General features: G+C 45.6%; 29 protein-coding genes, 1 tRNA gene and 1 pseudogene. 6 read left to right on the forward strand and 25 right to left on the reverse strand.

Features of this window, described 5'->3' with window-relative positions; translation table 11 throughout:
- Nucleotides 1-160 precede the first annotated feature (160 nt).
- The 3 genes from NTW12_09515 to NTW12_09525 all read right to left on the reverse strand — a co-directional run bounded on the left by NTW12_09515 (nt 161) and on the right by NTW12_09525 (nt 2,599).
- Nucleotides 161-859 carry a gamma-glutamyl-gamma-aminobutyrate hydrolase family protein gene (locus NTW12_09515; protein ID MCX5846573.1) on the reverse strand — a complete coding sequence of 233 codons (699 nt, stop codon included), beginning with the start codon at nt 857-859 and terminating at the stop codon, nt 161-163.
- 80 nt (nt 860-939) lie between these two features.
- A complete protein-coding gene (locus NTW12_09520) occupies nt 940-1,335 on the reverse strand; it encodes a P-II family nitrogen regulator (GenBank protein MCX5846574.1) in 396 nt (131 codons plus the stop codon).
- 37 nt (nt 1,336-1,372) lie between these two features.
- Nucleotides 1,373-2,599 carry an ammonium transporter gene (locus NTW12_09525; protein MCX5846575.1) on the reverse strand — a complete coding sequence of 409 codons (1,227 nt, stop codon included), beginning with the start codon at nt 2,597-2,599 and terminating at the stop codon, nt 1,373-1,375.
- Nucleotides 2,600-2,987: 388 nt separating this feature from the next.
- Between NTW12_09525 and NTW12_09530 the strand changes: the two genes are divergently transcribed.
- Entirely contained in the window at nt 2,988-4,562 is a 1,575-nt protein-coding gene (locus tag NTW12_09530) for a cache domain-containing protein (protein ID MCX5846576.1), read from the forward strand.
- Nucleotides 4,563-4,733: 171 nt separating this feature from the next.
- Here NTW12_09530 and NTW12_09535 read toward each other — a convergent pair whose 3' ends face one another.
- The 13 genes from NTW12_09535 to NTW12_09595 all read right to left on the reverse strand — a co-directional run bounded on the left by NTW12_09535 (nt 4,734) and on the right by NTW12_09595 (nt 16,066).
- Nucleotides 4,734-5,045, reverse strand: coding sequence for a type II toxin-antitoxin system PemK/MazF family toxin (locus NTW12_09535; GenBank protein MCX5846577.1), 312 nt, complete (start codon nt 5,043-5,045; stop codon nt 4,734-4,736).
- On the reverse strand, nt 5,045-5,275 hold the full coding sequence (locus NTW12_09540; protein ID MCX5846578.1) for a ribbon-helix-helix domain-containing protein: 231 nt from the start codon (nt 5,273-5,275) through the stop codon (nt 5,045-5,047). The genes NTW12_09535 and NTW12_09540 overlap by 1 nt, the downstream gene beginning before the upstream one ends.
- 136 nt (nt 5,276-5,411) lie before the next feature.
- Nucleotides 5,412-6,116 (reverse strand): hypothetical protein, encoded by a 705-nt coding sequence (locus tag NTW12_09545; protein ID MCX5846579.1) that lies wholly within the window; start codon nt 6,114-6,116, stop codon nt 5,412-5,414.
- Nucleotides 6,117-6,160: 44 nt separating this feature from the next.
- Nucleotides 6,161-6,661, reverse strand: coding sequence for a signal peptidase II (gene lspA, locus NTW12_09550; protein ID MCX5846580.1), 501 nt, complete (start codon nt 6,659-6,661; stop codon nt 6,161-6,163).
- A gap of 27 nt (nt 6,662-6,688) precedes the next feature.
- Nucleotides 6,689-7,219, reverse strand: coding sequence for a hypothetical protein (locus NTW12_09555; protein ID MCX5846581.1), 531 nt, complete (start codon nt 7,217-7,219; stop codon nt 6,689-6,691).
- 173 nt (nt 7,220-7,392) lie between these two features.
- A complete protein-coding gene (locus NTW12_09560; protein MCX5846582.1) occupies nt 7,393-8,724 on the reverse strand; it encodes a hypothetical protein in 1,332 nt (443 codons plus the stop codon).
- Between the two features lie 94 nt (nt 8,725-8,818).
- A complete protein-coding gene (locus NTW12_09565) occupies nt 8,819-9,502 on the reverse strand; it encodes a hypothetical protein (GenBank protein ID MCX5846583.1) in 684 nt (227 codons plus the stop codon).
- 96 nt (nt 9,503-9,598) lie between these two features.
- On the reverse strand, nt 9,599-10,084 hold the full coding sequence (locus tag NTW12_09570) for a DUF4468 domain-containing protein (protein MCX5846584.1): 486 nt from the start codon (nt 10,082-10,084) through the stop codon (nt 9,599-9,601).
- A gap of 63 nt (nt 10,085-10,147) precedes the next feature.
- Complete coding sequence (locus NTW12_09575; protein MCX5846585.1) at nt 10,148-11,323, reverse strand: TIR domain-containing protein; 1,176 nt, start codon at nt 11,321-11,323, stop codon at nt 10,148-10,150.
- Between the two features lie 2 nt (nt 11,324-11,325).
- Complete coding sequence (locus tag NTW12_09580; protein ID MCX5846586.1) at nt 11,326-11,892, reverse strand: hypothetical protein; 567 nt, start codon at nt 11,890-11,892, stop codon at nt 11,326-11,328.
- Nucleotides 11,893-12,118: 226 nt separating this feature from the next.
- Complete coding sequence (locus tag NTW12_09585; protein MCX5846587.1) at nt 12,119-12,667, reverse strand: hypothetical protein; 549 nt, start codon at nt 12,665-12,667, stop codon at nt 12,119-12,121.
- Between the two features lie 930 nt (nt 12,668-13,597).
- A complete protein-coding gene (locus NTW12_09590; protein MCX5846588.1) occupies nt 13,598-14,425 on the reverse strand; it encodes a thiamine pyrophosphate-dependent enzyme in 828 nt (275 codons plus the stop codon).
- A 12-nt stretch (nt 14,426-14,437) separates the two neighbouring features.
- Nucleotides 14,438-16,066 (reverse strand): 2-oxoacid:acceptor oxidoreductase subunit alpha, encoded by a 1,629-nt coding sequence (locus tag NTW12_09595; protein ID MCX5846589.1) that lies wholly within the window; start codon nt 16,064-16,066, stop codon nt 14,438-14,440.
- Between the two features lie 236 nt (nt 16,067-16,302).
- On the opposite strand from NTW12_09595, the gene NTW12_09600 reads away from it, so the two are divergent.
- Complete coding sequence (locus tag NTW12_09600) at nt 16,303-17,229, forward strand: 2-dehydropantoate 2-reductase (protein MCX5846590.1); 927 nt, start codon at nt 16,303-16,305, stop codon at nt 17,227-17,229.
- Nucleotides 17,230-17,242: 13 nt separating this feature from the next.
- Here NTW12_09600 and NTW12_09605 read toward each other — a convergent pair whose 3' ends face one another.
- Together NTW12_09605 and NTW12_09610 are read right to left on the reverse strand one after the other, a co-directional pair.
- A complete protein-coding gene (locus NTW12_09605; GenBank protein MCX5846591.1) occupies nt 17,243-17,959 on the reverse strand; it encodes a Crp/Fnr family transcriptional regulator in 717 nt (238 codons plus the stop codon).
- A 90-nt stretch (nt 17,960-18,049) separates the two neighbouring features.
- Nucleotides 18,050-18,229 carry a hypothetical protein gene (locus tag NTW12_09610; protein ID MCX5846592.1) on the reverse strand — a complete coding sequence of 60 codons (180 nt, stop codon included), beginning with the start codon at nt 18,227-18,229 and terminating at the stop codon, nt 18,050-18,052.
- A 227-nt stretch (nt 18,230-18,456) separates the two neighbouring features.
- On the opposite strand from NTW12_09610, the gene NTW12_09615 reads away from it, so the two are divergent.
- Nucleotides 18,457-18,699 carry a hypothetical protein gene (locus tag NTW12_09615; protein MCX5846593.1) on the forward strand — a complete coding sequence of 81 codons (243 nt, stop codon included), beginning with the start codon at nt 18,457-18,459 and terminating at the stop codon, nt 18,697-18,699.
- A gap of 169 nt (nt 18,700-18,868) precedes the next feature.
- Here the strand turns inward: NTW12_09615 and NTW12_09620 are convergent.
- From NTW12_09620 to NTW12_09645, 6 genes and pseudogenes are all read right to left on the reverse strand, one after another.
- Nucleotides 18,869-18,955, reverse strand: a tRNA-Leu gene (locus NTW12_09620).
- A gap of 76 nt (nt 18,956-19,031) precedes the next feature.
- Nucleotides 19,032-19,376: a preprotein translocase subunit SecG gene (gene secG / locus NTW12_09625; GenBank protein MCX5846594.1), complete on the reverse strand. Its 345-nt coding sequence runs from the start codon at nt 19,374-19,376 to the stop codon at nt 19,032-19,034.
- A 28-nt stretch (nt 19,377-19,404) separates the two neighbouring features.
- Nucleotides 19,405-20,154: a triose-phosphate isomerase gene (gene tpiA, locus NTW12_09630; protein ID MCX5846595.1), complete on the reverse strand. Its 750-nt coding sequence runs from the start codon at nt 20,152-20,154 to the stop codon at nt 19,405-19,407.
- Nucleotide 20,155: 1 nt separating this feature from the next.
- Nucleotides 20,156-21,015, reverse strand: a pseudogene (locus NTW12_09635) (type I glyceraldehyde-3-phosphate dehydrogenase).
- 84 nt (nt 21,016-21,099) lie between these two features.
- Nucleotides 21,100-21,756: an endonuclease III gene (locus NTW12_09640; GenBank protein ID MCX5846596.1), complete on the reverse strand. Its 657-nt coding sequence runs from the start codon at nt 21,754-21,756 to the stop codon at nt 21,100-21,102.
- Between the two features lie 60 nt (nt 21,757-21,816).
- Complete coding sequence (locus NTW12_09645) at nt 21,817-22,656, reverse strand: formate dehydrogenase accessory protein FdhE (GenBank protein MCX5846597.1); 840 nt, start codon at nt 22,654-22,656, stop codon at nt 21,817-21,819.
- A gap of 280 nt (nt 22,657-22,936) precedes the next feature.
- On the opposite strand from NTW12_09645, the gene NTW12_09650 reads away from it, so the two are divergent.
- From NTW12_09650 to NTW12_09660, 3 genes are all read left to right on the forward strand, one after another.
- Entirely contained in the window at nt 22,937-23,644 is a 708-nt protein-coding gene (locus tag NTW12_09650) for a sulfite exporter TauE/SafE family protein (GenBank protein MCX5846598.1), read from the forward strand.
- Between the two features lie 61 nt (nt 23,645-23,705).
- On the forward strand, nt 23,706-24,176 hold the full coding sequence (locus tag NTW12_09655; GenBank protein ID MCX5846599.1) for a TlpA disulfide reductase family protein: 471 nt from the start codon (nt 23,706-23,708) through the stop codon (nt 24,174-24,176).
- Nucleotides 24,177-24,324: 148 nt separating this feature from the next.
- Nucleotides 24,325-25,242 (forward strand): MBL fold metallo-hydrolase, encoded by a 918-nt coding sequence (locus NTW12_09660; protein MCX5846600.1) that lies wholly within the window; start codon nt 24,325-24,327, stop codon nt 25,240-25,242.
- Here the strand turns inward: NTW12_09660 and NTW12_09665 are convergent.
- Nucleotides 25,239-25,790 (reverse strand): radical SAM protein (locus NTW12_09665; protein ID MCX5846601.1); only part of this gene is annotated, 552 nt, incomplete at its 5' end. The genes NTW12_09660 and NTW12_09665 overlap by 4 nt on opposite strands.

Genomic DNA, 25,790 nt, shown 5'->3' on the forward strand with positions numbered 1-25,790 from the left:
GTACAACATGGAAAAATATCTTTCAATCTTATATTGACTCATAAGGTACTAAAATAATCTCATTAAGCCAATTTGGCCTCAGGAACGCACATTTATCTACAAAATTGTTCATTTCTGGCCCCGTTCATACCTTTTACCAGGAAATGATCACCTTCAAGAATCAAATAGCATCAAGGAACGAGGAAAAGATTTGTTCCGCCAAAGGCCGAAGGGTTGAACACGAGGTCGGTGTTTTTTCGACGATCGCCTGGGGGGCCTCCCCGGCGCCACGTATATAGGAAACAGATTCTTCGCCTTGAACCCAAGTCTCGATCATCTCAGGGGTGACTTCCAGATGGAATTGCAGTCCCCAGGTTAAAGGGCCCCAGCGAAAGGCCTGGTGAACACAATTATGTGATTTGGCCAAGTGTACGGCGCCTGGGGGAAGATCAAAGGTGTCGCCATGCCAGTGAAGAACATCGAATGTCTGTGGGGCTTCCGAAAGGAGCCTGTCTGTGCGTGCTTCCGGAAGGAGTTCAATTGGGCGCCATCCAACCTCCCGAACACTGTTTGGGTAGACGCGGGAACCGAGGGCTTTTGCTATTAACTGGGCGCCCAGACAAATACCCAATACAGGCCGTCCAGCCAGCGTTGCTTGTTTGATAAGTTTCACTTCAGTATCCAGAAATGAATAGAGGTGCGTTTCATTAACATTCATCGGCCCGCCCATAACAATGAGGGCTTCGATCTCATGTGTGAAAGGGGGAATCTGGCATCCTGCGTATAAGTGATGTTCTGCTACGTCCATGCCTCTTTTATCGAGGCAGGTTTTGATAAGTCCCAGGGTTTCTGTCGGAGCATGATAAAGAGCGTGAATCATGCTGGTTTTGTCTCCTGATACGTTCAACAAGATATTATTAGGATAGAGAAAGACGGCTTTTATTAAAGCCGTCCTCGTCTTTAAACGCCCATAGCCTTGCCCCGGCCTTTTTTTTCATCAATATCGCCGGGATACATCACTGCATCCTGTCCCCGTTCACGGGTGCGGATGCGAATTACCTCATCCACGGGATAGACAAAAATAAGTCCATCACCGGGTTCGCCCGTATAGGCGGCTTTGAGAATGGCTTGAATCGTTTCTTCCAGGTTGTGTTCGCTTAAAATAATGTTAACCTGTATCTTGGGCAGCATGTCTACCATGTAGGTGCCGGCACGGCCTGACAGCTTAATGCCGCCCTGGCGGCCATGTCCCCGGATTTCAAATATATTTAACCCCACAATGCCAATTTCAATCAGGGCATCCTTTACATCGTTGACCTTATCTTCACGAATTATGGCTTCAATCTTTTTCAGCATGGTAAAATCTCCAAAGTATAAAATAAGCTTTTCATATTTATGAGTAGGACCTCTCCCCATGAGAGCTGATATCCAGGCCGACCTCCTCTTCTATGGGCGTTACACGCAGTCCTATACTCCAGTCAAGCAGCTTGGCTACCACAAAGGTGACCCCAAAACTAAAGACTATGGTTACCGCCACGGCCAGGAGCTGGATGCCGAGCTGCTTGGGATTACCAAAAAACAGGCCATTGGCGCCGTCACTGTTGACCGCTACTGTGGCGAAAAGACCGGTGGCTATCGTGCCCCAGGAACTCGCGATACCGTGACATGCCCACACATCCAGGGACTCATCCAGTTTGCGTCTGTCCCGAAAACGCATGGTATAATAAGACAGCGGCGCGGCTACTGCCCCGATAACCATAGCCGCCAAAGGTGTTACAAAACCCGAAGCCGGGGTTACTGCCGCCAGACCTACTACCATCCCTGTGGCGATTCCCAAAGGGCTGGGCCGGCCATCCAGCCAGGAGAGCATCATCCAGACAAGACCGGCTGTTGCTGCAGAGGTGTTGGTGGTCAGGAGGGCATTCACCGCCACACCGTTCGCGGCCAGGGCGCTACCGGCGTTAAAGCCGAACCAGCCTACCCACAACAAACCTGCCCCCAGGACCGTAAGCGTGATATTGTGTGGTTCCATAGGGGCCTTGCCGAACCCCTTACGCGGCCCGATAACCAGCGCAAAGGCCAGTGCCGAAAAACCGGCCGCAATATGCACTACCGTTCCCCCGGCAAAATCCAGGACACCCATTTGTTTCAGCCAGCCGCCCTGTCCCCAGACCCAGTGGCACAAGGGATCATATACCAGAGTAGCCCAGATCAAACTGAACAGTAGAAAACTCTTGAAATTTACCCTTTCCACAAAGGCTCCGGTGATCAACGCCGGTGTGATGACCGCGAACATCATCTGAAAGGCGGCAAAAAGGCTATGGGGAATGGTCTTGCTGTAGTCGTCGTTGGGCAGAGCGCCTACGCCGTTAAATCCCGCGAAGTTCAGGCCGCCGATGAATCCACCAATGTCAGTACCGAAGGCAAGGGAATAACCGTACAGCAGCCACTGCACCCCTATGAGAGCCATGAAGATATAACTCAAGGTTAACGTGGAAAGAACGTTTTTCCGGCGTACCATACCGCCATAAAAAAGCGCCAGGGCTGGTGTCATTAAAAGTACCAGAGCACAACTCACCAGTATCCAGGCTGTGTCGCCTGAGTTGATTTGACTAACCATGATCGCACCATCCTTATTAAATTAAAGATTAGAGAGAAGTATCTGTAGTAATCTTTAGCAATTATCTTGCCAAGACATATTTGTGTATATATACGAATACTTATGAAATGTTCGTTTTCACGTAAAATACATAATTGTTTTTTCTCAAAGGAATATTACATAATTGTTACGATTAAAAAAAATGAACAACCCCGCCTTTAAGAAACCAGGCAATCCTCAACGAATCCCTCCTTTAATACTGGTTTTATACTCGTATTTTCCCTATAATAATCTGGCACTAAATTGCCTAAAGAATCAATAGCTTAGTACCGATAATGAATGCAATATAGATGAAAGGCTTGCTTAACCAGCCGTAAGATGAACGAAGAGAGAGGGAGGTAAATAAGCAATGTTAGGCACAATGAAACTGTCAACAAAAATATTTCTCCTCGGCACTGTGATTATTCTCTGCTTCGCGTTATCATTCATTGCAGTGAGCTTCAGGTTCAAAAGAAACATGCTGGATTATGGGTGTCTTAATGTGAAAAATGTGGTGGAGGTAGCCTATACGGTAATGTCTGAATACGATGCAATGGCGAAAAGAGGAGATATTCCACTGGACAAAGCACAGCAGGAGGCGATGCTCAGGATCAAGAGTCTGCGCTATGGTAATGGCGAGTATTTCTGGATTAACGATCTTGGACCAAAAATGATCATGCATCCTTTTAAACCTGAACTTGATGGAAAGGATATATCGGGCATGAAAGATCCAAACGGAAAAAATCTTTTTGTCGAGATGGTCAATGTGTGTAAAAACAAGCAGGAAGGTTTCGTAGAGTATGTTTGGCCGAAACCAGGAATGACCGAGCCGGTTCCCAAGGTATCGTATGTAAAACTTTTTGAACCATGGGGGTGGATTATCGGCTCCGGTCTCTATTTCGACGACATACAAAAAGACCTTATACCGATATACTATACTATTTTTGGCGTCATCTGTGTCATTTCCCTGGGTGGATTGTGTTTTTCGTACTTTATTGCCCGATCCGTATCAAAGCCGATCAACCGCATCATCGCAGGCATCTCTGACGGCGCCGAACAGGTAACCTCAACCTCAGCTCAGCTATCCTCTTCAAGTCAGCAATTAGCACAAGGGTCCTCTGAACAGGCGGCATCCCTGGAGGAGACCTCGTCATCCATAGAGGAACTCGCTTCCATGACAAAGCAGAATGCCGACCACGCCCGGCAGGCGAAAGCTATGATGGGAGAAGTACAGCGCATCGTTGAGAATGTAAATGTAAACATGCTTACTATGGCTGAGGCGATTGCTGATGTAACAAAATCCAGTAAAGAAACCGGCAAGATCATCAAGACGATTGATGAGATCGCCTTTCAAACGAATCTCCTGGCACTCAATGCGGCCGTAGAAGCGGCACGTGCCGGGGAAGCCGGCGCCGGGTTTGCCGTCGTGGCCAACGAGGTCAGAAACCTTGCCATGAGGGCGGCGGAGGCGGCAAAGAACACGAGCGATCTGATTGAGAACACCATAAAGGGCATAATCCACGGAAATGAACTGACTCAATTGACCCGGGATGCCTTCAAAGAGAATGTTGAGATTGCCGCGAAGATTGGAATACTCATCGATGAAATTGCCGCTGCTTCACAGGAGCAGTCTCAGGGCATTGAACTGATCAACAAGTCTGTCGCTGAAATGGATCAAATCACCCAGCAGACGGCTGCCCATTCCGAGGAATCCGCCAGTGCATCGGAAGAGATGAATGCCCAGGCAGAGCAGTTGAAACATTTTGTCCGTGATCTATCAGCGCTGGTTGTAGGCCCCGGAAATGGTGTTGTAGCTGAAAGGCGGTCTGAATCCTTGAGCAAAAAACTCACCGGTGTGCTTCATATAAACAAGAAGGCTCTCCCTCTTCCGGCAAAAGGGACCATTGCAAAAGTGTCGTTAGACCGCAAAACGAAATTTTTATAACGTCTTTTTAACCCCGAAGTGTACTATCCAACACTTCTTTTCCTCGAAGCAGGACCTGTTTGGTCCTGCTTTTTTTAATCAAGGGTAAGGTAATTGGTAATTGCCAACGCGAGGAACGAGTGTCCGGTGGATTGATTCTTTCGGTCTTTTTTAGCGGATTCTCAATAGAAGTTAAAGGTTTAAGGCGAAACTTATTGCGTTACGAATTTCGCCCAGCTTTTCTTTAGATAAGGTAGTGATTAATGATCCCATTCTTGATTTTGAAACCGTCTGTATGTGGTCACAATTAATAGCACAATCATTATGCATACCATCCTCTTGGGATAAAAGCACTTCGCTTGGTATGTCTCTTATTGTTGAAGTTACCGGTGCGACTGTAACTTCATCCAAATATTCCAGAATAGAATTTCTTGTTAGAATAACCACAGGACGTTTCTTATCAGGACTTTTGAACTTGTACCATCTTACATCACCTCGCTTCATTAATCACCCCACTCCTGTTCCGATTCCCAAATGCTAAATTCCGTTTTGTCAACAGGGTAAAGCTCGTATCCCCTTTTATGCTTTTTTTCGAGCATGGTGATATTTTCCTGCCTGATAGCATCCTTCAATGCTTTTCGGGTAAAAGCAGAGCGAGTTGTCTTTAGTTTTTTAACAACACTATCAACGGCTGCCACCAAGTCGTCATCTAAGGTCATTTGAATAGTTCTCATAAAATGCTCCCAATCATGTTGGTATTTATAGCTATAATAACCAACATTACCGTGTAAGTCAAAATAATTATTATTGCGCTAACGCCTGCATAACCGGGAGTGGCCCGATAGGGACACGATCCGGTTCATGCGGTTGTTAGATTTGCAGTATGCTATTCCCCGATAGGCTATCCAGAACGACCACCTTATCCCAGAAAGTAATCGGTCCAATCATTGATTTCACTTCATCCTTGTCGGTTTGTTTAAACCCGTGAGCAATATGATCTACCAAAACAAGCCACCATGAAGGATACCTGTCTCGGTACTCTTTGACCTTCTGGATCTTCTCTTCCACACAGTGTTTGAAATTCTTTGTAAACTCCGACAAAACAAATCCGCCACTTTCCCTGTCTGTTCCACCAGCAAATCGGAAAACCTTGCCTTCTACTGCTTGGCTCGAAAAGACATGAAAGTAAATATTCTCTGTCACCTTTAGATCGCATGGAAGTTGAAGAGGTCTCTTTAGAAAGGCGGACAGCGATTTGGCGATTGCCTTCTTATTGACAGCACTCTTTCCGATCGGTCGACGAAATCTTACGGAAACCCAGTAGCTATGTCCGTCATACAACGAGTCGAATTCGCTTAGCGCTGACGGCAAGAGGCCGAACAAAGGCACTCTGGCTTCTTCCAGCCCACGCACTTCACCGTTTCTGAAAGAATGCTGATTCAGTCGTCTGACTTCAATCGCAATTGTTCCGTTCAACGAGAAGTCGGGAGGGATATTGCCATTTGGCTCAAAAACCACGTCTCCAAGGCCTAATGATTTCAGATATGCTTCTGCGATGCGTTCTTCTCTTTTCATCGTTCTTCTTTCGAGAAATCTAACGACGCAAATCAGTCGCGAGTTTACGAGTCGGCTGGATTTGCCTGGTTATGCGGTTTCTTTACATAGAATGCTGCAAACATTAAAACACCTGCCATAATAGCCAAATCTGCTACATTGAAAATACCAGTCCGGATCGTGCCTATACCGATATTCATGAAATCAATAACCGATCCTTTATTTATAATTCGATCAATCAAATTGCCCAAGCCACCACCAATTATTAGCGCGCTAGATAATACCGCTAAGGAATTGAGTTTTTTGCTGAGAATTACAAAAAGCAAAAATCCAAATAAAAATATGGATACCATAACGACCAACATTGCATAACGCAGTTTTTCCGGCATGCCTGCCCCCAAACTTAGAAAAGCTCCTGTATTTTCAGTGTAACTCAGCCTAAAAATATCTCCCATATAGCTCAGCGTTTGCTGACCTTCCAAGAAATGTTTGGCTGTGTATTTTGTGCTCTGATCACAACCAACACAAACGAATAAAAGCAAAAATATCATTGTTAATCTTTTCATATTCAATCCTTTCTCCGCAGGGCAGGGCTATAATTTATCCACATCATCCTTCATTAAGGATCGGTCTTCATATTTAATTATCAAAGCACACCCCATCCCCCGTGTGCATGTGTAGTTTAACCCTACCTTAGTAGATGGCAACACCCATGCTGTTGTTTTATCGTACCCTGTCCAAGATGGTTTTGACTCGTCTTTTTGTGCCGCTTGCCCATATTTTGTTGTTAGTAATTGCTCAAACTGTCCAAAATGAGAGGCTATTGAACCTTCATGGACTAAGACCACGCGCCTCAACCTATCATCGCTGCCCATTTCAAACCTAACCAAAAAATCAATTCCACCAACTGAATATTTTGGTATTCTTAAACTTGCGTACTGGTCGAGGGGGTTTTCTTTATCTTTTAATACTAACCCGTCAAATACCGAAACAATTTCCGTTTCTGTCATTCCCCACTTAGCCTTATTCCAGCCCTTAATATCTTTTGCCGTTTGAGCATACACCGGAACAGAAAACATGATCGAAATAACAAAAATAAAGATTATTGCCGCTACTTTTTTCATTTAAGTCTCCTTATTTTGATTGCCGTAATGATGTCATAATCCCATTGTCGAAATAGACATAATCACTACCGTATTCACGCATTACCCATTGCTCATGCTCTCTATCGCCAACGACGTAATCAGCCGGAGCGTTAGCGATCGGCTGGATTATTTGGTTGGGCAATAATTATCACTCAACCCCACGGAACTTTCTCAACTTGCCCCACTATTCTTTTTTTCATTAACCTGTTTCCATAGGTTTCAGCGTAATCACAGACTGCCAATAGTCCCATCGAGAGATACCACAAACCAAGATTCCAGGCCTCATAATAAACAGAATCAAGTTGGCCACGTCTTTTGTGTTCGGGATGAACAAGAGAATTACGGATTTCTGTTAACGCATGTGGTGTATCCAGCCAATTGAAATCTCGGGCAAGTTTAGCTATCTCAGGTGTCTCCGATGGTATTTCGAGCGGTATTTTCAGCGAAGAAAATAGAAGGCGAAATTTATCTGACGCCCATAGATCTTTAAACCCATTTAACAGGAGGAGCCTTTTGTCCTTGACCGCATATTCGTATGAAAGCCTTTCGATTGCCGCTTGCGTTAAAATGATGCCAGCATCTATCCCGCGAGATGAGAAATTCGCATTCAAATACCAATAAATAACTTCTTCCAAGGCATCTCGCCAGCTGCCATCTTCCCATTTCCTCATGAATATAGGAAACAAGGCAGTTAGTTGAGAGCCAGTATGGTGGTCAAACCAAGACAAGGGGACATGCCAAGGCTCCATGGGTGATGACCAGGACTCCCAAACACGATTGCCAGATTCGTCGAAACCAACAACACATATTGGTTCACACCAGCCACCCTTGGCAAAGGACAGAAAGAAACGTAGTGCCTTTAAGCATTCTTGCGCATCTTTTCCAGAAAACAATGCATTATCAACTCGCTTAATGCCGCCAACGTGAGTTAAGCGGTATCCACCTTCTTCCTTAAGTTTTTTGATTTCCTCTCGTGTTGAGAGTAGCGACTTCAACTCAACATGCCATTGAACGCACATTAAGTCTACGTGCTCAATCCTATGCATTCCATTTTCGTCTTTCTGTACTGAACTATGCGTTCCCAACAAATCAACAAAATTGAATATGTGAAAAACAAGTAATGACATTTTAGTTGATTCATCACCAACACCATAAACAGGTTCCGACTTTGGACACCATTTGAGATGAAATTCTTGAGAATTTGCATCACCCCCACTGCTCAGGCGAAATCCTTCAAACTGACGACTATTAATTGAAAAGGTGGTAATATCGGTCTGCCCTGAGAAAACATCCATAGCATCCTTGAGAGATACACCTTGGAAATATCCATAGAAATATATATTGGCGCGAGGTACTAGTTCTAATCGAACCTCACCATTCCCCGTATAGGTATGTTGATTAATCGATATTTCTGCTGAAGATTGATGAATCAATGTATTTGATTTATTGGTGGTAAAATCAAATAATGGCTTTATTTCCTGCATCCCTGTGTTCCTTTACGCCCAACGAAAATCTCACCCGGAGCAGCCCAGCGGGCTGCGATCGGGTGCAGCGGCTGGTTGGGGTGTCCTTTATTCACTATTGTTTAGAAAAACTATGAAACAGTTTATTATAACCTTCCACATATACAGGATCATTTATTTTCGTATGTTTATATGATTCTAAAATTAAATTATTTTTAAATATTTTGTAACATGTTTTAGTTGAGTAAATTTCTTCTTTATTTATTTCACTTCGATAAATTACTTGAAATTCCAGACTCACAGACTGACTTCCATCTTTATAGTTCCTCAGATAAGCTTCGGATGTAACAGTATGAGGCTTAATTATTTCTTTAACTTTCAGAAAAACATGTTCCCCGGGTGCTAAACTGATAGTAGGTTGTGATTTGAAGCCTTCTAATTTAGAACCATTTTTAATCATGTCTTCTGAAAGCTTTGCAAGTTGTGGCACTAAAATATCAGTTGCAGGAACTTTTCCAACATTATTAATTTTGTATTTCAAACCAATCTCACACTGCTTAGTATCAATTTCCGCAAACTCCATATATGATCCATCATCAAATTTAACAGGGATAACTTCTAGATAGGGTCTGTTCTCTTGAATAAATTGCAGTTGTGAAACTGAAGCGGTATTTTTAGCAATCTGATTAGCTTCGTTAGCTATTCTTATGCTACAAAAAGATAATATTATTGAAACTATAGCACCTACGCCAATGATGATTTCAATAATAGACTTTATCTTTGATATCCTAGATGCCATTAATATTTACCCCAACGAAAAGCTCAGCGGCCCGCTGTTCTGCGGCTCCGATGAAGTTCGTGGTTAGCGCTCTTGTAGAAAACCGGAGCATGCCTGCTACCAATCCTTGCTATTTTTCTCCTCTGAAAGATACGAATAAAGGCTGGCGTCTAATTTTCTCAATTTCACCTTCACTTGTTCGATGTGCCCTGAGTGCCAGAGTGGCCTTGGTAGGTTGCGGGCCGCACCCCACATACCGGTGAAATTGCTATAAGTGACCCGGTATTTATTGTCTTTTGCTTCAATCATCATCGTGAAACGACATGGAGTGGACATTTCTCCATTATAGAACTCTGTCATACCTTTCCCTATAATCTTGCCATCCTCTTTATCTCGCAATTCAATTACCTGTGCAGAATCAACGAAGGTTCGCACCATCCATTCGAGCGATCTCGTAAATATTGCGTTTTTACTTAAAGTAATTTCGTGAACCTCTTGGAGAGTCAGCTCCTCAGGAGGCACAACCGGCGCTTGTTTGGTGACCGCGCAGCCTGATATTAGGAAAAAAGTAATGGCCAACAACACATTCAGTTTTTTCCGCATTTCTCTCTCCTTTTAGACAATTAGATTCATGCCGCCGCGCAAGCGGCGGCATGAACGGGCTGCTCAGGGGCGGCGCGCTTTTTCGCCGTCCCCTGACGCAGCGGGGTTATGCGTTTTTTTGAGTGACGCCACACGCATAAGTATAAAGTCAGCAATTTGCTTTGTAGTATGTGTGGCGCCGTCAATATAGCCGTCAATAGACAACAGCCCGTTAATAGGCGCGTCGTCGAACCTGACGAACATAACACGATCGTCTTGCTTTGCTTTGATTATCTCCCGGACCGCACGCCACTCCAAACCGCACCATTGTTTCTTTGCATATTCGGCACAAAGGAAGACAACGATGAGATCAGCCTGATCGCGGTAAATCTGCTGCAGCAATGTATCAACGTTGGGGCGGGCGAGTTGTGCTTGGTAGTCGAAATCATAGAAGACGGAATCTTTGCCCAGCGGTGAACGAAGAGCATCGACGACTCTTGAGACGTACCGCCGTTTCTCGCCAGGAAAGGACACAGCAACTTTGAAGCGCAGGTCTGACAGTGCGATTGTCGAACGATCAATCTTGCCCACCACCATACCCTCTGCGAGACGCTCAAGTGCCAATAGAGACAGTGCGAATGGTTCCGGCTCAATTCGGTGGGCCTGATCTCTGCCGGGGTTCGAGAGAGACAGGTGGTACAGCAAAAAATTCAGCCAAATCGCAAGTGGGTTGTCATTGACTGCTGCTGTAGACTTTCCCGACGTTGATTTCGCCTTCTCTTTCTCTTGGATCTCCGAAACTACACGCGATTTGATGTAGCGTGACTCATCTTCGCTGAAAAGGCTCCCCGCTCGAATTGCCATGCGAACAAACAAAGGAGTGGCATCACCTTCAATGACGCCCATAAGTGTAAGCGCGGAGCCGCGAAGCCCCCACTGCAAGTTGCTATCATTTACGTTCGCAACGAACTGCTCAATATCTTCGTCGGTGTCGAGGCTCCCGTAGTACTGCCAGAGCATTATCGCGTGGTTCGGGCGCACGAACTTACGCGTCAAGATTGGGCTGCCATCCTGTGTAATGTGGTAGGTGTGGAATTGGATTTCGTGGAACTTTCCAGCCTCGGCCTCAAACGCGTCGATCAAGCGTTGGATTTCGGTGCATTTGTCCTTCAACGACATGGTCTGTAATGACTCCTTTGACGCATGAACGTAGAAATCAGCCGGAACGCGACGATCGGCTGGATTGGCTGCATTTTTCATGCTTATAGTTTACTCAATAAATTGACGTAGGCTACGATTACTCTAATGTATACATCAAATATTTGCTTACCGATTTTATAGATTTCGGCAGCATCAATTTCCAGCATAGCTGCGGCCATTTCAGAACCATTAGCAGTTCTATGACCAAACAGATTGTTTCTAATGTAATTTAGCTTTTTGCAATATTCCTTTTTGACATCCTTGAGTTCTTTAGCGCTACCTTTAAATTCAGAAAATGCCGCATCGCCTATCCGATTTTTGATTGTCTTGGCCACTTCTGTGCCAACTATCTTTTCCTGATGATTAATAAGCTCATAAGACATGTGTGCAACATTTCGAGAAAAATAGCTCGTTTCATAGCCATTTTTCAATGCATTTGAGACATCAAGATACTTTAAACCAATGATCAGATCGGATAAGCAAATTGCAATATACATGGATTTTTCATAAACTGGATGCAGATATTTATGCTCTTCTTTATCAAGAATTTTTGGATGTGCTTTTAGGCCCCTGATATTTTCATTAAGACCTTTGATTATAATATCATATGCTTTGATGGTTTCTATCATAAGTGCCTTCGTTCTGATCTATACATCTTTTGCACTGCTAACGAAAAAATCACCCGGAGCGTAGCGATCGGGTGGATTGTCTGGTTGAACGATTTTATTTTCTTTTTTTTGCTTTTCTCAATATATTTTGTTTTGCCAGCTTAACCGAAAATAATTAAAAGAGCCATGATATTATAGGTTTATATGGTGTTTACTTTTACTAGTCTGCCGAGATTTGGGATGAATATCACTTCTCTTCGACTGCTGCAATGAAGCGAATTAGTGCGTTATATGCTTTACTATCTGTTGCGCCGTCAATTACTGCATCCTCGATATACCCTGTAGGTGTGTGTATACGCAACCATGTGCGTTTTGACGCTATTATTTTTTTAACGATAGCAATGTCTGTTGCGAATGCCCGCGTTGACTGTCGATAAACCCAATAATTTTTAATTGTATCAAAATCTGTTGTTGAACCTGAAGGTGGAGTTAATAAAATTTTCTCGCCATCAATGTTCAACTCAGCTTCAGTTATTCCCGTGTACGATTGCAGTTGCCACACAGCGACAATTATTAATACAGTATCGGGACGTGATGCGTTCCATTGCGCACCAAGTCCTGTGTAGATCGACGGCCCAGTACTCACATTTGCATGCGGATATATATTGACTGTTCGGGCGTTATCAAAACCACTGTGTCCAGCAATAGCAGATAGTCCTGTTTTTGTGCTGCCACATCCAGACATTAAAGTGAATAACAGTAACATCAGTAACAATACGCGAGATGAATTTAACATAAGATAATTCCTCCTGACATAATTGAAAATTATGATGAACGATATTTATTTTCATTTCTACTGTTTAACGGGAAGCTGACCGGCGGTGGCGCGTGCTTGCTGCTGCATAGCATGCAGGCACGTGACAACGCAGGTCGAGCGTTTTTGTTAGGCGGGCCGCTGTCAGCGGTCCGCCGGTAAACGCGAGACAGAATGTAGCCGGTCAGCTTCCCGTAAGGCGGGCAAGCGACCGAGCGAATCAGTCCGGCACAGCCGGACAGCGAGGAAGCGAGAGCGTGGAGATGCGCCATTAATGTTTGTTTTATTATAATGTATCATGGCGCAGCTCAAGCGGCCCGCCTTACAATTAATATACGTAGTACGCTTTTCCTGGTCCCCTGAAAAAAGCTGAACGAAATTTGAGTAATTTGTATAGGTATTTGAAATATTTGTCAAATAATTGTTAGGTTGTTCCGTAATATCTGTTTATTATCACAAAATAGATAGTACGTATAATATGGGATTTTGTACCAGTGACACCATTTCAGAAGTGATTTCCCATGCAGTATATCCGGCAGTGAGCTCCAGAAAGTAATCCTGTTGAAATTGATGAACTCTTAACAAGTCAAAAACCATGTCACTCAGGTCCCCGCCTTCGCGGGAAACCATCATGTTCTGTGGTGACACCGCGAAGGCATGCAAATTTTCGATTCTATTAAGTCTCCCTTTTATAAAGGGAGATTTAGAGGGATTTTGCAGAGGGAATAAAAAATCCCCCCGGCCCCCTTTAGAAAAGGGGGTGAGTAAAGCTACTTTCGTATTAATGACAATTTGAGACGAAACTCAACTTTTTCGAAACCGTCAACTTTTTAAAGTCAGGATTTCGAAAATCTTGTCTGTTATAAAATATTTAGGTTGCTGAAGATATGCCTCAGTTTCGAAGCGCCGTTCCTATGCCGCTGTGGCATGCCTCGTTTTCAACAAACCGATAATCCCTTCTTTTGAAACAGGATTCCTGAATAACCACTTTTCCGTTTCCCTCGCTCTGATGCTCTCATTCTTATAAATGACGCCGATCGGGATCTTTTCTCCCCAGATTTCTGCCGTCTTCAACGCCTCGTATTTGTCGGTAACGGGAGTATCGAGTTTATAGACCCGTTCCCGGTAAAACTGATAGGTGTTGATCTTATTAAACGTGACGCAGGGCTGTAAGATATCCACAATGGCCGTCCCCCTGAACAGGATCGCTTCTTTAATGACAGCCTTCAGGTGCTCCTGTTCTCCGGCAAAGCCCCGCGCAACGAATGGAGCACCCATGGTAATCGCCAGCGACAGGGGATTGAGCGGTATGTTTGCATTTCCCTGCGGATCCAGGGTGTTCTTGGAACCCGTATCCGTCGTGGGAGAACTCTGGCCTTTGGTTAAACCATACACTTTATTATCGCTGATGAGGATAGTAATATCGATATTCTTCCTGATCGTATGAATGAAATGGTTTCCACCCTCCCCATAGATACAACCATCGCCGGAGTAGGCAATAACGGTTAATTCCGGCCTCGCGAGTTTAATGCCGACTGCAACCGGAATTGATCTGCCGTGGAGGCCGTTGAAATAATTGACATCTAAGTAATGGGGCATCTTTGCGGCCTGTCCGATCCCGGAAGTAAAGACAGTATCCTGCGGAGAAACGGGGATATCCCTCAAGACCTCTTCAATGGCAGAGCGAATCCCGAAATTTCCGCACCCGGGACACCATGCTGTTTCATTTTTCAGACTCATTTTTCAGCTCCTTTAGGCAATTTTTTTCCGGATTGACTGGTAAATCTCCTCAACCGTAAAGCACGCTCCGTTGTACTTCAGAATGCAGTCGGATATGCTGAGGTCCAGTTCACGCTTCAACAGCTTCGCAAATTGGCCCGTCGCATTATTTTCGATGTTTAGTAATCTCTTTTTAGAAAGATCGAAGGCCGCAACCATCTCCCCGGTAAGTGGAAATACCTGACTGAAATGGAGGGCTCCCATTTTTTTGCCGTCAGCACGAAATCTTTCCACGGCCTCTTTTACGATAAGCTTGTTGGAACCCCAGCACAGAAGAAACACATCCGCATCCCCATCACCAAAGAGTGTGGGCATTACGGCCTCTTTTTTGAGAAGCTCCATTTTCTTCAGCCTTTTGTCCACCATCCTGACCCGCAGATCGAGATCTTCCGTAATTTTACCTTCTTCCGTGTGCTCGTCGGAATCGACTTTTACCAGGGCATCACTTAACCCCGGATATGTCAACGGAGATATGCCGTCGGGAACCAATTGATAGCGCTTATAACGAGCATCGTAGGTTTGATACTCCCGTTGACTTACATCTGTTGGGATTTCTTCTTCGATAACATGCATTGAATCGGCAAAATACTGATCCGTAAGAATAAAAACCGGCACCTGATACCTGTCTGCCAGTTCGAAACTCCTCTTGGCGAGGGCGACTGCCTCACCTATCGAACCGGGGGCGAATACTACACGTGGGAATTCTCCATGACCGGAATGCAAGACAAAATTAAGATCTCCCTGCTCGGTTCGTGTGGGCAGCCCGGTAGACGGTCCCGGTCTCTGTGCCTCTATAATCACGATAGGCGTTTCCGTCATACCGGCCAATGAAACCGCCTCCTGCATGAGGGCAAAACCGCCGCCGGAAGTGGCCACCATTGAGCGCAGTCCGGCATAGGAGGCGCCGAGGGCCATATTAATTGCGGAAATTTCATCTTCCGCCTGCTCAAAATGAACGGGTAACTCCAGGGAAGCTCTCGATATATACATCATGATTGACGTTGCCGGCGTCATCGGATAACCCGCCATGAACTGGCAACCACCGAGGAGGGCCCCCAGGGCCAGGGCCTGATTGCCGTCAAATTTCAACCGCGCCCCTGCTTTCGGAATCACCGGCGCCGTGTTGGTTAAATTCCAGCGTTCGGAAAAGGCAAACCCTGTCTGCAGTTTATCAATAAGCTGAGGATCATTTACTGCTTTTGCCATAGATTCCTGTGTACAGCCGATAACACCGAAAATGATTCCCACCATGATCGAATTACCCGCAATAGCTGATTTATACGTATCAACAGCCGCTTTTTCGATCTCCTGCACGTGCTTGCTTGACAGGAAAATCCCGCCTTTTTTCAGGTCGGGCTTATGCCTGGCTTCCGTTTCTTCGTCCAGGGCTATGATCATATCCCAATCCTTTCCGCTCAAAGCGCTTACAGGCTCATCGGCAACACGGAACATGTGAAAATTGTGGCCACCTCGGATTCGGGACATGTAGTTCTTCGTCGCGAAATAACAGTAATTAAGCCGGGCAAGGAGCTCTATCAATTCATTTTCGATTGAAGCAAGCCCCTGTCCCGCCTCTCCCCCTACCAATAGATTAAATTCCATAGAGACCTCCCCTTTTACATATGAATCCGCAGTGAGCGGATACGATGAATAATTTCCATAAGGCTCGAATTTTCACTCAGCATCCTGATAGTGCATGATATTGCAAGACGAAACTCTTTGCAATACGATTTACCGTCTCACCCCTTTCCGTCTCTTCAACCAATCTCAGCAATCATTGTATTTATTCCCTTTTTGATGTAATGTACCTAGTGTTCGTCATTGAAGAGGAGGATTCTATGAAAGTCGCGATCATGGCAACAGGCGGAGTCGGAGGATATTACGGAGGGCTGCTTGCACAAACCGGGCAGGACGTAACCTTCATCGCGCGCGGGGCACATCTTCAGGCCATCCGTGAGAAAGGTCTTCACATAAAAAGCGTCCATGGAGATTTCCAAATCGTGCCCGCCAAAGCAACCGATAACCCTTCCGAGGTCGGGCCGGTGGACGTGATACTCTTTGCGACCAAGACGCATCAGACCGACGAAGCGGCAAAACTGATCAAACCGATGGTCGGCCGGGATACAGTGATCATTTCGCTCCAGAACGGTATAGACGCAGCGGATCGCATCGGCGACGTGGCAGGAAGGGAACACATGTTGGGCGGAGCGACGTGGCTTTCCGCAGCGATTGAAGCGCCGGGCGTAATCGGCCAGTACAGCCAGTTCCGCCGTATCGTGCTGGGCGAGTTCAACGGCCGGACGACGCCGCGGCTGGATGAGGTTTACTCCATGCTGCAAGCAGCCGGCGCAACCGTTGAAGTTAGCGACAATATCCTGAAAGTCCTGTGGACAAAATTTGTGTTTATCGCACCCGTCATGGCGATGGGAAGCCTGACGCGAGTTACATTCGGCGAGTACCGCAGTGTGCCGGAAGCGCGCGCCGTGCTGACCGAGGCCATCGGCGAAGTGGCTGCGGTTGCACAGGCAAGAGGCGTGACGCTCGATACAGATGTGGTAGAAAAGACACTCGCGTTTATTGACAGCAGCGCACCGGGCATAAAGCCTTCGATGCAGCGCGATGTGGAATCAGGAAAGCCATCCGAACTGGAATCGATGATCGGCGTAGTCGTACGCATGGGCGCTCAACACAACGTGTCCACGCCGGTGATGCAGTTCGCTTACGCAATGCTCAAGCCGGGAAATTTGAAAGCGCAGCAGGTCTGAGAAACCCTTCGGATCACAAAAGATCAGTATTTTTGATAAAGTCAGGTTTAAGAATAATATACTTTTTTTCCAGTATTTCAATCTCCCCCGCTTGAACGAAACGGCTTATGGCACGGGTCACCGTTTCTCTCGCGGTAGTTGCGAGATTGGCAATGTCCTGGTGCGTAAGTCTTAAATTGATTATTGTTCCTCTCGGATCGTTAACCCCGAACTGGTCGCCGATATTTATCAGCACCATCCGTATCCGCTGATCGGCGTCCGCAAAGCTCAAGACCTTGAGCATTAACCATGCCTCTCTTAATCGCGAGCAGAGCATGGAAATAATTTCCATAAGGGCCTTTCTATTCTGCAGCAGATGGTTCTCAAAATCTTGTTTTGAGATAAAGCCGACCCTCGTGTCCTCAATAGCCACAACGGTAGCCGGCGCCGTCATCCCATCGAGTATTGCCATTTCACCAAAGAAATCACCTCTTTTACGAATAGCGAGAATCATCTCCTGGCCATCGGCGCTGATTTGTATGGCCTTTACCTTACCGGAATAAACAAAATAGAGGTAATTGAGCGTATCCGCTTCGTGCAGGATAACCTGGTTTTTTAAGAAGTCTTTTTCAATAATGTGGTTTTTGAATACGGCTAACTCAGTTTCCGAAAGGCAGGCCAAAAATGGGATTTTTTGAACAAGAAAATCAAACTGTGTTTTCTGCGGCTTATTATCTTTTTTATTACTCATGGCAGTAGAATACAATAAGTGCTGTCTTTTCCGCAACACCTGAAAAGTGATATAACCACCTTGTAATAGATAATTTCAGCATTTGCCGTTTTACTTCTTCTTATAGACATTCAATCCTATTTTCGCTTCCTCATACCCGGGAATGGAAACATTCCCTTCTGTTGATGCAATGATTATGGTCTTTCCCGAAGATGATGGACCAAATTCTTTTGTAAGATCAACCTGAATTGTCAGAACATTGCCTTCTACTTTCATTTCAACGTTTTTCATTTTTATCCTCCTGGTAAATATGAATCTTACATAGCTTACCACGCACAGATAATGGGTCAACAGAAAAAATATCTTGACAATAGAACGATTGTTCTATTACACTGCACCCATGAGAGAAATTGAGGATAGCAGGTGTCGTGGCCGCCGTTATCAGGAAATATCATCTATAGCGTTTGGGTTACATAAAATAACAATACATTTTTCCGATAAGAAGAGAAGGACCGCTTATGAGAGTCAAACATTTGAGAGTCTATGAATTAGACATTCCAACCAATACTGCCGACCGGATTCCCCGTATCATTTCAAGGAAGAGCGATATGACCAGGAAAATCAAGTATCTTATTGAAGAAACCGATTGGGACCAGGAAATCATGAAAGGGGGAAAATGGATTGATTTCTTCTGCTGGTCTGTACTTGGAATTGCGGCGCTGTATTTTGGTGTGGTCTGTTTGAGAATGTTAATCAGGTAGATTTTAAGGAAAAACAAGAAAGGAAAATGGCGGTTTTGGCAGAGTGTCCAATATGCCGCAAGAAGTAAAACGCAAGTCACCGCTTTTGTGCTTGTGGTGAGAATTTGGTTAAGGTGGAAAAGTCAAAGAGGGCTAACCCTTGACTGAGCTAACCACCCGATTTTATTAGTGGTGCCGAGGCCGGGACTTGAACCCGGACGGATTTTGTCCACTACCCCCTCAAGATAGCGTGTCTACCATATTCCACCACCTCGGCATTTGTTTTTGTTTCGCTAACAGTAGCGTTATAAAGAGCTGGATTCCCGATCGGGTCGGGAATGACTTTGAAAAAACTATTTCTGTTGTACTGGCGGCGCCTGCTGTTCAGCGGCAGCCGGAGCTTTTTCTGCCGGCGCCGGCACTGTTTGCTGCTGTGTCTGCGGTACCGCTTTTTCCGTCAATGACGACCCCCTGTGAAGTGCCGTGTATGACAGGGTAAGGGACGTCAACATAAAGACAGTGGCAATAATTGTTGTCATCTTTCCTAAAAAGGTTCCCGGACCACTGCTCCCGAAAACTGTCTGACTTGATCCGCCAAAGGCCGCCCCCATGCTTGCCCCCTTGCCTGCCTGCAAGAGAACAACGAGGATCAAGACGACACATGCCACAATATGCACGATCGTAAATACTATTTGCACGTTATTATATCCCTTTAAAAAAATCCATTTAAAATCGAATTATCCTGACAAACGAGTCAATATCCAAACTCGCTCCCCCCACCAAAGCACCATCGATGTCCGCTTGGACCATAAGACCGCCGATATTACCCGGATTAACGCTTCCCCCGTAGATCACGGCGATATCTTCTGAGACATCCCTTCCATATGCCTTGCCCATTACGTCACGAATGAATGCATGCACCTCCTGTGCCTGTTCAGGCGTCGCCGTCTTGCCGGTACCTATTGCCCAGACCGGTTCATAGGCAATGAAGAGGTGCCTTATATCATCAGTGGTCAAATTATTCAACCCCTCTTTTATCTGTTTTTCGACAACGGTAAAAGTCCTGCCTTCTTCCCGCTCTTCCAGAATTTCTCCGATACAGAATATCGGCCTCAAACCGAATGATAACGCGGTTTTGAGCTTCCTGTTGATGACATCATTTTTTTCACCAAAGAGCGTCCGGCGTTCCGAATGGCCTACGATGACATACTCACACCCTGCGTCTATCAGCATGCCGGCAGACACTTCTCCTGTATATGCACCTTCCGGCTTCTCATGGAGATTCTGGGCGGAAATACGAATCCCCGATTCCTTCAGCACCTCCGCAACAGCGTACAGTGCAGGAAAGGGGGGGGCAATAACTACCTCCCTGTCATCATACCCTCTTTGCGCATTCTTCAATTGATTTGCAAAATCAACGGCTTCCCGGATCGTTTTGTGCATCTTCCAGTTGCCGGCAATAAAGGGTCTTCTCATTTCATGCTCCAAACGATTTTTTTGCCATATAAAGGGCGAGATCCCTCATTCTGCATGCATACCCGCTTTCGTTATCATACCAGGAAAAAACCTTGACACGGTAACAGGCCGTGCCACTTCCACCACAAGATCAACCAGCGAAACGTTGGGGGTTGGAACTCTCAGCGCCACTCCGTCAAGCTTCCCTTTCAGTTCCGGAATTACCTGACCCACAGCAGTGGCTGCTCCCGTCGATGTCGGAACGATCGACATTGCAGCGGCCCGTCCCCTTCTCAAATCGCTGTGGGAGCCGTCCAGAAGCCTCTGATCCATTGTATAAGCGTGCGCGGTAGTCATAAAACCTCTGACAACCGTAAATTGATCGTGCAGGACCTTAACCACAGGCGCAAGACAGTTGGTGGTGCACGACGCATTGGATACGATATGATGTTTATCCGGATTGTAGGTCCCTTCATTAACACCCATAACGAATGTACCATCAACCCCCTTTCCGGGAACTGCCAGTATCACCTTCTTCGCCCCGGCGGACAAATGACCCGAAAGTTCATCTCTTTTTCTGAATTTACCCGTCGATTCAAAAATTATCTGGGCGCCCAGTTCCCCCCAGGGGAGGCCTGCCAAGCCTGAAGTAATATTTGTTATTCTTATTCTTTTGCCATCTACCAGAAGATTGTCTCCGTCTACCGCAACATCTGCTTTGATTTTACCATGAACAGAATCATATTTAAGAAGATGGGCAAGTGTCCCCGGCTTTGCTCTCGAATTAATAGCTACTATTTCGATTTCATCATGCCCCAGACACGCCCGGACGAGATATCTGCCGACCCTGCCAAAACCATTAATAGCAACTTTAACGCCCATGAAACACCTCCTCTTCAATTTTCAGATGATTCCACGTTTAAGAAAAACATATATATTCCGGCAACCATCCCAACCCTTTCCGCCTTACCTGCTTCTGGCAACACTGACCCTGTCACAGTATATTTTAACGGGGCACCTGCTGCACAACGGTGAGACGGGAAGGCAGATGTGCCGACCAAATGCAACCATCAGGGTATTATATCTCATCCAGTATTCTGACGGCAGCTTGTTTCTCAGCGCATATTCCGTTTTCTCAGGGGTTTTTGTTCTGACATAGCCCAAACGATTTGATATCCTGTGGACATGCGTATCGACACATAACCCCTCTTTATTATATCCAAGAGTTACAACAAGATTGGCTGATTTCCTGCCAACACCCTTCAGGGTGAGTAACTGCTCGATGGTATCGGGCACACGTGAATCAAAGCGGTCAATCAATTCTCTGCAGATATACAGAATCGTTTTCGCCTTGTTTCGGTAAAAGCCAACAGGATATATAGCTTTGATGATCTCCTCTTCGGAGAGCTTTACCATATCCTCCGGGGTCACCGCCAGGGCTAAGAGTCGCTCCGTCGCTTTTGCAGTCACTTCATCCTTTGTCCTCAGACTCAGGATTGTTGATACCAGGATCGTGAAGGGACCGCTATGCTTTTCGGCCAGCGAGGATACGATTGGCAGTTCCCATCTACTAAAATCTTTTTCAAGGTCGCGAATGACTTCCCTGATGTTTTTGTCATTCATATATGCTGCGCTTCAGCGTTGATGATCTCGAAATAGTGACTTTGTGCAAAGCAGTCGTTGTTAATCATACCCTTCTTCGTTGGCAAGCATATCAAGATGTAACGTAGCAATATCCTCGACATCGAGGTTGGCCTCTTCTTTTGATTCTCTGAAATCCACTATTTTTATATATCGCTTGCACTCATGACAAACATCAACCCGGTATTTTTCCTCTCCATCAATGCTGAAGAAGGCCAGTGTCTGCTGTTCCTCATTGCCGCAGAACGGACATTTGATGCGTCTGAAACGCCACTCAAATCCGCACTGTGTGCAAAAAAGATACCGCCTTCCCTCTTCCTCTCTTATTTCTCCGATCTTCGGTTCCTTGCTGCAGATCGGGCAGTATCCCTCATTCCATCCGGTCTCCGTAATGATTTTCCCGTACTTTTCTGCAACCTTTTCCAGGGCTGGTCTTAGACTTTCTTCAAGAAACAGATCAATGAGATCTATCACATCTTCGTCCAGATCGTCCGGAATATCATCATCATCATCATGGAGTGAACTGAAAGAGTCACAAATCATTTTTTCAAAATCGAAGCTGCCATCTTGAATCTTTTGAACAATCTCTTTCGTTTCCCCGGGAACACGCTTTTCGGCAATTTCCAGGAGTGACAAAAAGTACTGTTTCGGTGCTGTCAGGTCAAAAGTTCCGTTAGCAAAATCAATAAGTGGTAATCCACCGGCTATTTTCTTCTTCATGAGTCCCTCATCTATCGGAAAGATAATCTCTTTCATCTTGCGCCGGTATTCTTCCCTGATAATTAATATTTCCCCAAGGATATCCAGTAGCTCGCTATAGTGGGGGGTTGTACTTTTGTATTTCTCGATGGTTTTTAACGCATCCTTCAACATTTTAGCCATTCAAACAAAATCTCCTTGTTTTTTATATTTAATATAATTGTATATATCCTTTCTGTGTCCGGTGCAAGCGATAAGTGTCGTCCATGATATCCCAAAGCCTCCATCACGGAAAGCTTGTCTCGTAATGAAGGTTAAAAGGGCACATCCTGAACACCCTTCTTAAAGCAGGCAACATCTGTATAAAGTTGATAAGTGGAAGATGTTATGCTATTCAAGAATCCTCTATTAGTTTAATTGATACGAGTGTCTATTTCAAGGCTTATTACCGATTGAAACGTAAATGGAAAATTTCATTGACGGCCTGTCTGTTTATCTGCACGGGTCTTTCATCTTAGCTTACTTAGCCGCCTACCTGGGAGGCGTTTTCGTCAGTTTTACTCCCTGTATTTACCCGGTTATACCCATCACGCTTGCCTTTATCGGCGCCCACGGCAGCGGTTCTAAGGTGAAAGGGTTTGTCCTCTCAATTGTCTACGTTCTTGGCATGTCCTTAACCTATACAGCTTTAGGCGCCGTTGCCGCCTTAACTGGCAAATTATTCGGACAGATCCAGACAAACCCCTGGACATATTTTATTGTTGCCAATATATGTATCCTCATGGGATTATCCATGCTTGAAGTTTTTACGCTGCCCGTGCGCGTACCGGGCTTTGTAACGAAGGTACAATCACGGAGAAAGGGTTTGTTGGGCAGTTTTTTTATCGGCGCTGTTTCAGGACTGGTTATAGGTCCCTGTACGGCTCCTGTATTTGCGGTGCTGTTGAGCTATGTTGCAACCAGCCAGGACATAATCTTCGGAATGAGTCTGTTTTTTATTTTCGCTCTTGGAATGGGAACATTTCTTATTATACTTGGAACTTTTGCCGGCCTTTTAGCCAGTATACCAAAATCAGGCATGTGGATGACAAGGATTAGCCACATGTCCGGATGGATACTCCTGGCAATCGGAGAATACTTTCTCATAATGGCGGGAAGCGTATGGGTTTAGAGGAACTCACTTTATGAATACCAGGGTCAGGTTTTTCTTGTTTGTGGTTTTGGGATTGATTATGGCTGTGCTACCTCCATTGATCTCATGCACCGAAAGCAAATCACCGGATAGGGGCAAAAGTTTCCCCGAAGCAATGGCGCCGGATTTTAATCTGAAAGATTTGTCTGATCAGAGATTCAAACTCAGTACCCATAGGGGCAAACCGGTACTGTTGATCTTTATCACAACGTGGTGTCCCACCTGCCGTTCTGAGATGCCGCACTACAAAAGCATTTATGAAACCTACGGCCAACGTGGCCTTGAAGTGGTGAACATCGACATTCAGGAGCCGAAAAACAGAGTGTCGCAGTTTGCGGCAAAATACCAGATTTCCTACAAAACGCTTCTCGATGAAAATGGAGATATAGCCGGTACTTACGGCATTGTAGGCATACCGGCCATGGTCCTGATCGACAAAGACGGCAAGATAGTAAGCAGACAGTATCTCGCCATTGACATTCTTTTGGAAACACTCTTCGGGAAAAAGTAATTTTCTTTGGCGGCCGTTCAGATGAATATTATTTACTATCAATAGGTTGTAATATTTCTCCTTTCAGTCGAAATGACAGATTGGAAGTTTTTTAAAGCTCTCAAATGTAGGATGTACACTGATAATTACATTAAGTAAGGAGGCGTAAATGGCAATACATCAACCCATGGAAAATCTCACCATTGTAGATCTGGATCAACCGCTGGAGGGATTCTATAATTTCCTCAACAGCTGGATATATAGGAAGGATGGCCTGACTATGGCAGTGGACCCTGGTCCACGCTCCACCATCCCGGTTCTTGTGGAGGCCCTGAAGCAGCTCAACGTGGAGAAGTTGGATTATATCCTGCTGACGCATATCCATATTGACCACGCCGGGGGCACAGGGGTTCTGGTACAGCATTTTCCGGAAGCGAAGGTCATCTGCCATCCCAAGGGCGTTCGTCACATGGTTGATCCTTCCAAGTTGTGGGAGGGCTCCCGCAAGTTCCTTGGAAAGGTTGCCGACGTGTACGGGGAAATCGCTGCCGTTCCCGAGAAGAATTTCAGCTATGCGAATCCGCTTGACACCGGGAAGGCAGTGATCAACGTGTTTGAGACGCCCGGTCACGCACTCAATCATCTATGCTATCAGATCGGGGATATATTGTTTCTCGGAGAGGTCGCAGGGATAAACTATCCGCTGGATAAGGGACTCTACCTCCGTATCGCGACTCCCCCGCCCTTTGTCTATGAGATTTACCGGAGCTCTCTGGAAAAGGTTGCGGCCTTAGATGTATCCCATGTTTGTTTCGGCCATTACGGTTACCGGGAAGACGTGAAGAACGTATTTGACACGGGTTTCGACCAGTTGGAAAACTGGATGGCCACGGTGGAAAAGCATTATCGAGGGGGAGGCGAGTTATTGGAAGACAAAATCTATGAGGACCTGTTGAAAAACGACCGGGGGCTATCTTTGTACAGCACCTTGCCTAAAGATGTACAGTCCCGGGAAAAGATTTTTTCTCTCAATAGTATCCGGGGGATGTGGGATTACTTCAAGGAAAAGGATAAGAAACCGGCTTAAATCCACGAATCCAGCCTGTGAAGACCGGCTTCCTTTGCCGAGCGGAGAGCCGATATATACTCATTTCTCGTGATCCGGCGATTGATTGTCGTGTCCCCGAAGACCTTTCCGCAGGGATGGTACTGATCCATCACATTTACATAAGTGTCTTCCGAAATTTTATCGGCGAGAAATGTCATGACCTCCCCCGTATTTGAAACGTCGTTAGGCATGACCAAGTGGCGCACGAGCAAACCTTTTTCTGCAATACCCGATTCATCGATGAGCAGGTCGCCCACCTGGCGGTGCATCTCTTTTATGGCCGCCGTGGCAATTTTCCTGTAGTCAGGGGCCTTGCAGAATTTTTCAGACCACCTTGCTTCCCAGAACTTGAAGTCAGGCATATAGATGTCAAAGACGTTTTCTAGAATCTTTAATGTCTCAACCTTATCGTATCCGCCTGTATTATAGACGAGGGGCACCTTGAGGCCGCGTTCGATGGCGATGAAAAGCCCCTGAAGGATTTGCGGTACCACGTGGGATGGTGTTACAAAGTTGATATTGTGACA

This window comes from Deltaproteobacteria bacterium, from assembly GCA_026388545.1.
Taxonomy (GTDB): domain Bacteria; phylum Desulfobacterota; class Syntrophia; order Syntrophales; family UBA2185; genus JAPLJS01.

Coding starts and splice junctions, on each gene's coding strand:
- NTW12_09640 (MCX5846596.1), bottom strand. CDS start 21,756: ATGAATGACAAAAACATCAGGGAAGTCATTCGCGACCTTGAAAAAGAT.
- NTW12_09540 (MCX5846578.1), bottom strand. CDS start 5,275: ATGAGAACTATTCAAATGACCTTAGATGACGACTTGGTGGCAGCCGTT.
- NTW12_09610 (MCX5846592.1), bottom strand. CDS start 18,229: ATGAAAAACGTTGAAATGAAAGTAGAAGGCAATGTTCTGACAATTCAG.
- NTW12_09595 (MCX5846589.1), bottom strand. CDS start 16,066: ATGGAATTTAATCTATTGGTAGGGGGAGAGGCGGGACAGGGGCTTGCT.
- NTW12_09580 (MCX5846586.1), bottom strand. CDS start 11,892: ATGATAGAAACCATCAAAGCATATGATATTATAATCAAAGGTCTTAAT.
- NTW12_09615 (MCX5846593.1), top strand. CDS start 18,457: ATGAGAGTCAAACATTTGAGAGTCTATGAATTAGACATTCCAACCAAT.
- NTW12_09560 (MCX5846582.1), bottom strand. CDS start 8,724: ATGCAGGAAATAAAGCCATTATTTGATTTTACCACCAATAAATCAAAT.
- NTW12_09520 (MCX5846574.1), bottom strand. CDS start 1,335: ATGCTGAAAAAGATTGAAGCCATAATTCGTGAAGATAAGGTCAACGAT.
- NTW12_09525 (MCX5846575.1), bottom strand. CDS start 2,599: ATGGTTAGTCAAATCAACTCAGGCGACACAGCCTGGATACTGGTGAGT.
- NTW12_09555 (MCX5846581.1), bottom strand. CDS start 7,219: ATGAAAAAAGTAGCGGCAATAATCTTTATTTTTGTTATTTCGATCATG.
- NTW12_09605 (MCX5846591.1), bottom strand. CDS start 17,959: ATGAGTAATAAAAAAGATAATAAGCCGCAGAAAACACAGTTTGATTTT.
- tpiA (MCX5846595.1), bottom strand. CDS start 20,154: ATGAGAAGACCCTTTATTGCCGGCAACTGGAAGATGCACAAAACGATC.
- NTW12_09585 (MCX5846587.1), bottom strand. CDS start 12,667: ATGTTAAATTCATCTCGCGTATTGTTACTGATGTTACTGTTATTCACT.
- NTW12_09575 (MCX5846585.1), bottom strand. CDS start 11,323: ATGAAAAATGCAGCCAATCCAGCCGATCGTCGCGTTCCGGCTGATTTC.
- NTW12_09590 (MCX5846588.1), bottom strand. CDS start 14,425: ATGAGTCTGAAAAATGAAACAGCATGGTGTCCCGGGTGCGGAAATTTC.
- NTW12_09570 (MCX5846584.1), bottom strand. CDS start 10,084: ATGCGGAAAAAACTGAATGTGTTGTTGGCCATTACTTTTTTCCTAATA.
- lspA (MCX5846580.1), bottom strand. CDS start 6,661: ATGAAAAGATTAACAATGATATTTTTGCTTTTATTCGTTTGTGTTGGT.
- NTW12_09660 (MCX5846600.1), top strand. CDS start 24,325: ATGGCAATACATCAACCCATGGAAAATCTCACCATTGTAGATCTGGAT.
- NTW12_09565 (MCX5846583.1), bottom strand. CDS start 9,502: ATGGCATCTAGGATATCAAAGATAAAGTCTATTATTGAAATCATCATT.
- NTW12_09515 (MCX5846573.1), bottom strand. CDS start 859: ATGATTCACGCTCTTTATCATGCTCCGACAGAAACCCTGGGACTTATC.
- NTW12_09530 (MCX5846576.1), top strand. CDS start 2,988: ATGTTAGGCACAATGAAACTGTCAACAAAAATATTTCTCCTCGGCACT.
- NTW12_09600 (MCX5846590.1), top strand. CDS start 16,303: ATGAAAGTCGCGATCATGGCAACAGGCGGAGTCGGAGGATATTACGGA.
- NTW12_09650 (MCX5846598.1), top strand. CDS start 22,937: ATGGAAAATTTCATTGACGGCCTGTCTGTTTATCTGCACGGGTCTTTC.
- NTW12_09545 (MCX5846579.1), bottom strand. CDS start 6,116: ATGAAAAGAGAAGAACGCATCGCAGAAGCATATCTGAAATCATTAGGC.
- NTW12_09655 (MCX5846599.1), top strand. CDS start 23,706: ATGGCTGTGCTACCTCCATTGATCTCATGCACCGAAAGCAAATCACCG.
- NTW12_09645 (MCX5846597.1), bottom strand. CDS start 22,656: ATGGCTAAAATGTTGAAGGATGCGTTAAAAACCATCGAGAAATACAAA.
- NTW12_09535 (MCX5846577.1), bottom strand. CDS start 5,045: ATGAAGCGAGGTGATGTAAGATGGTACAAGTTCAAAAGTCCTGATAAG.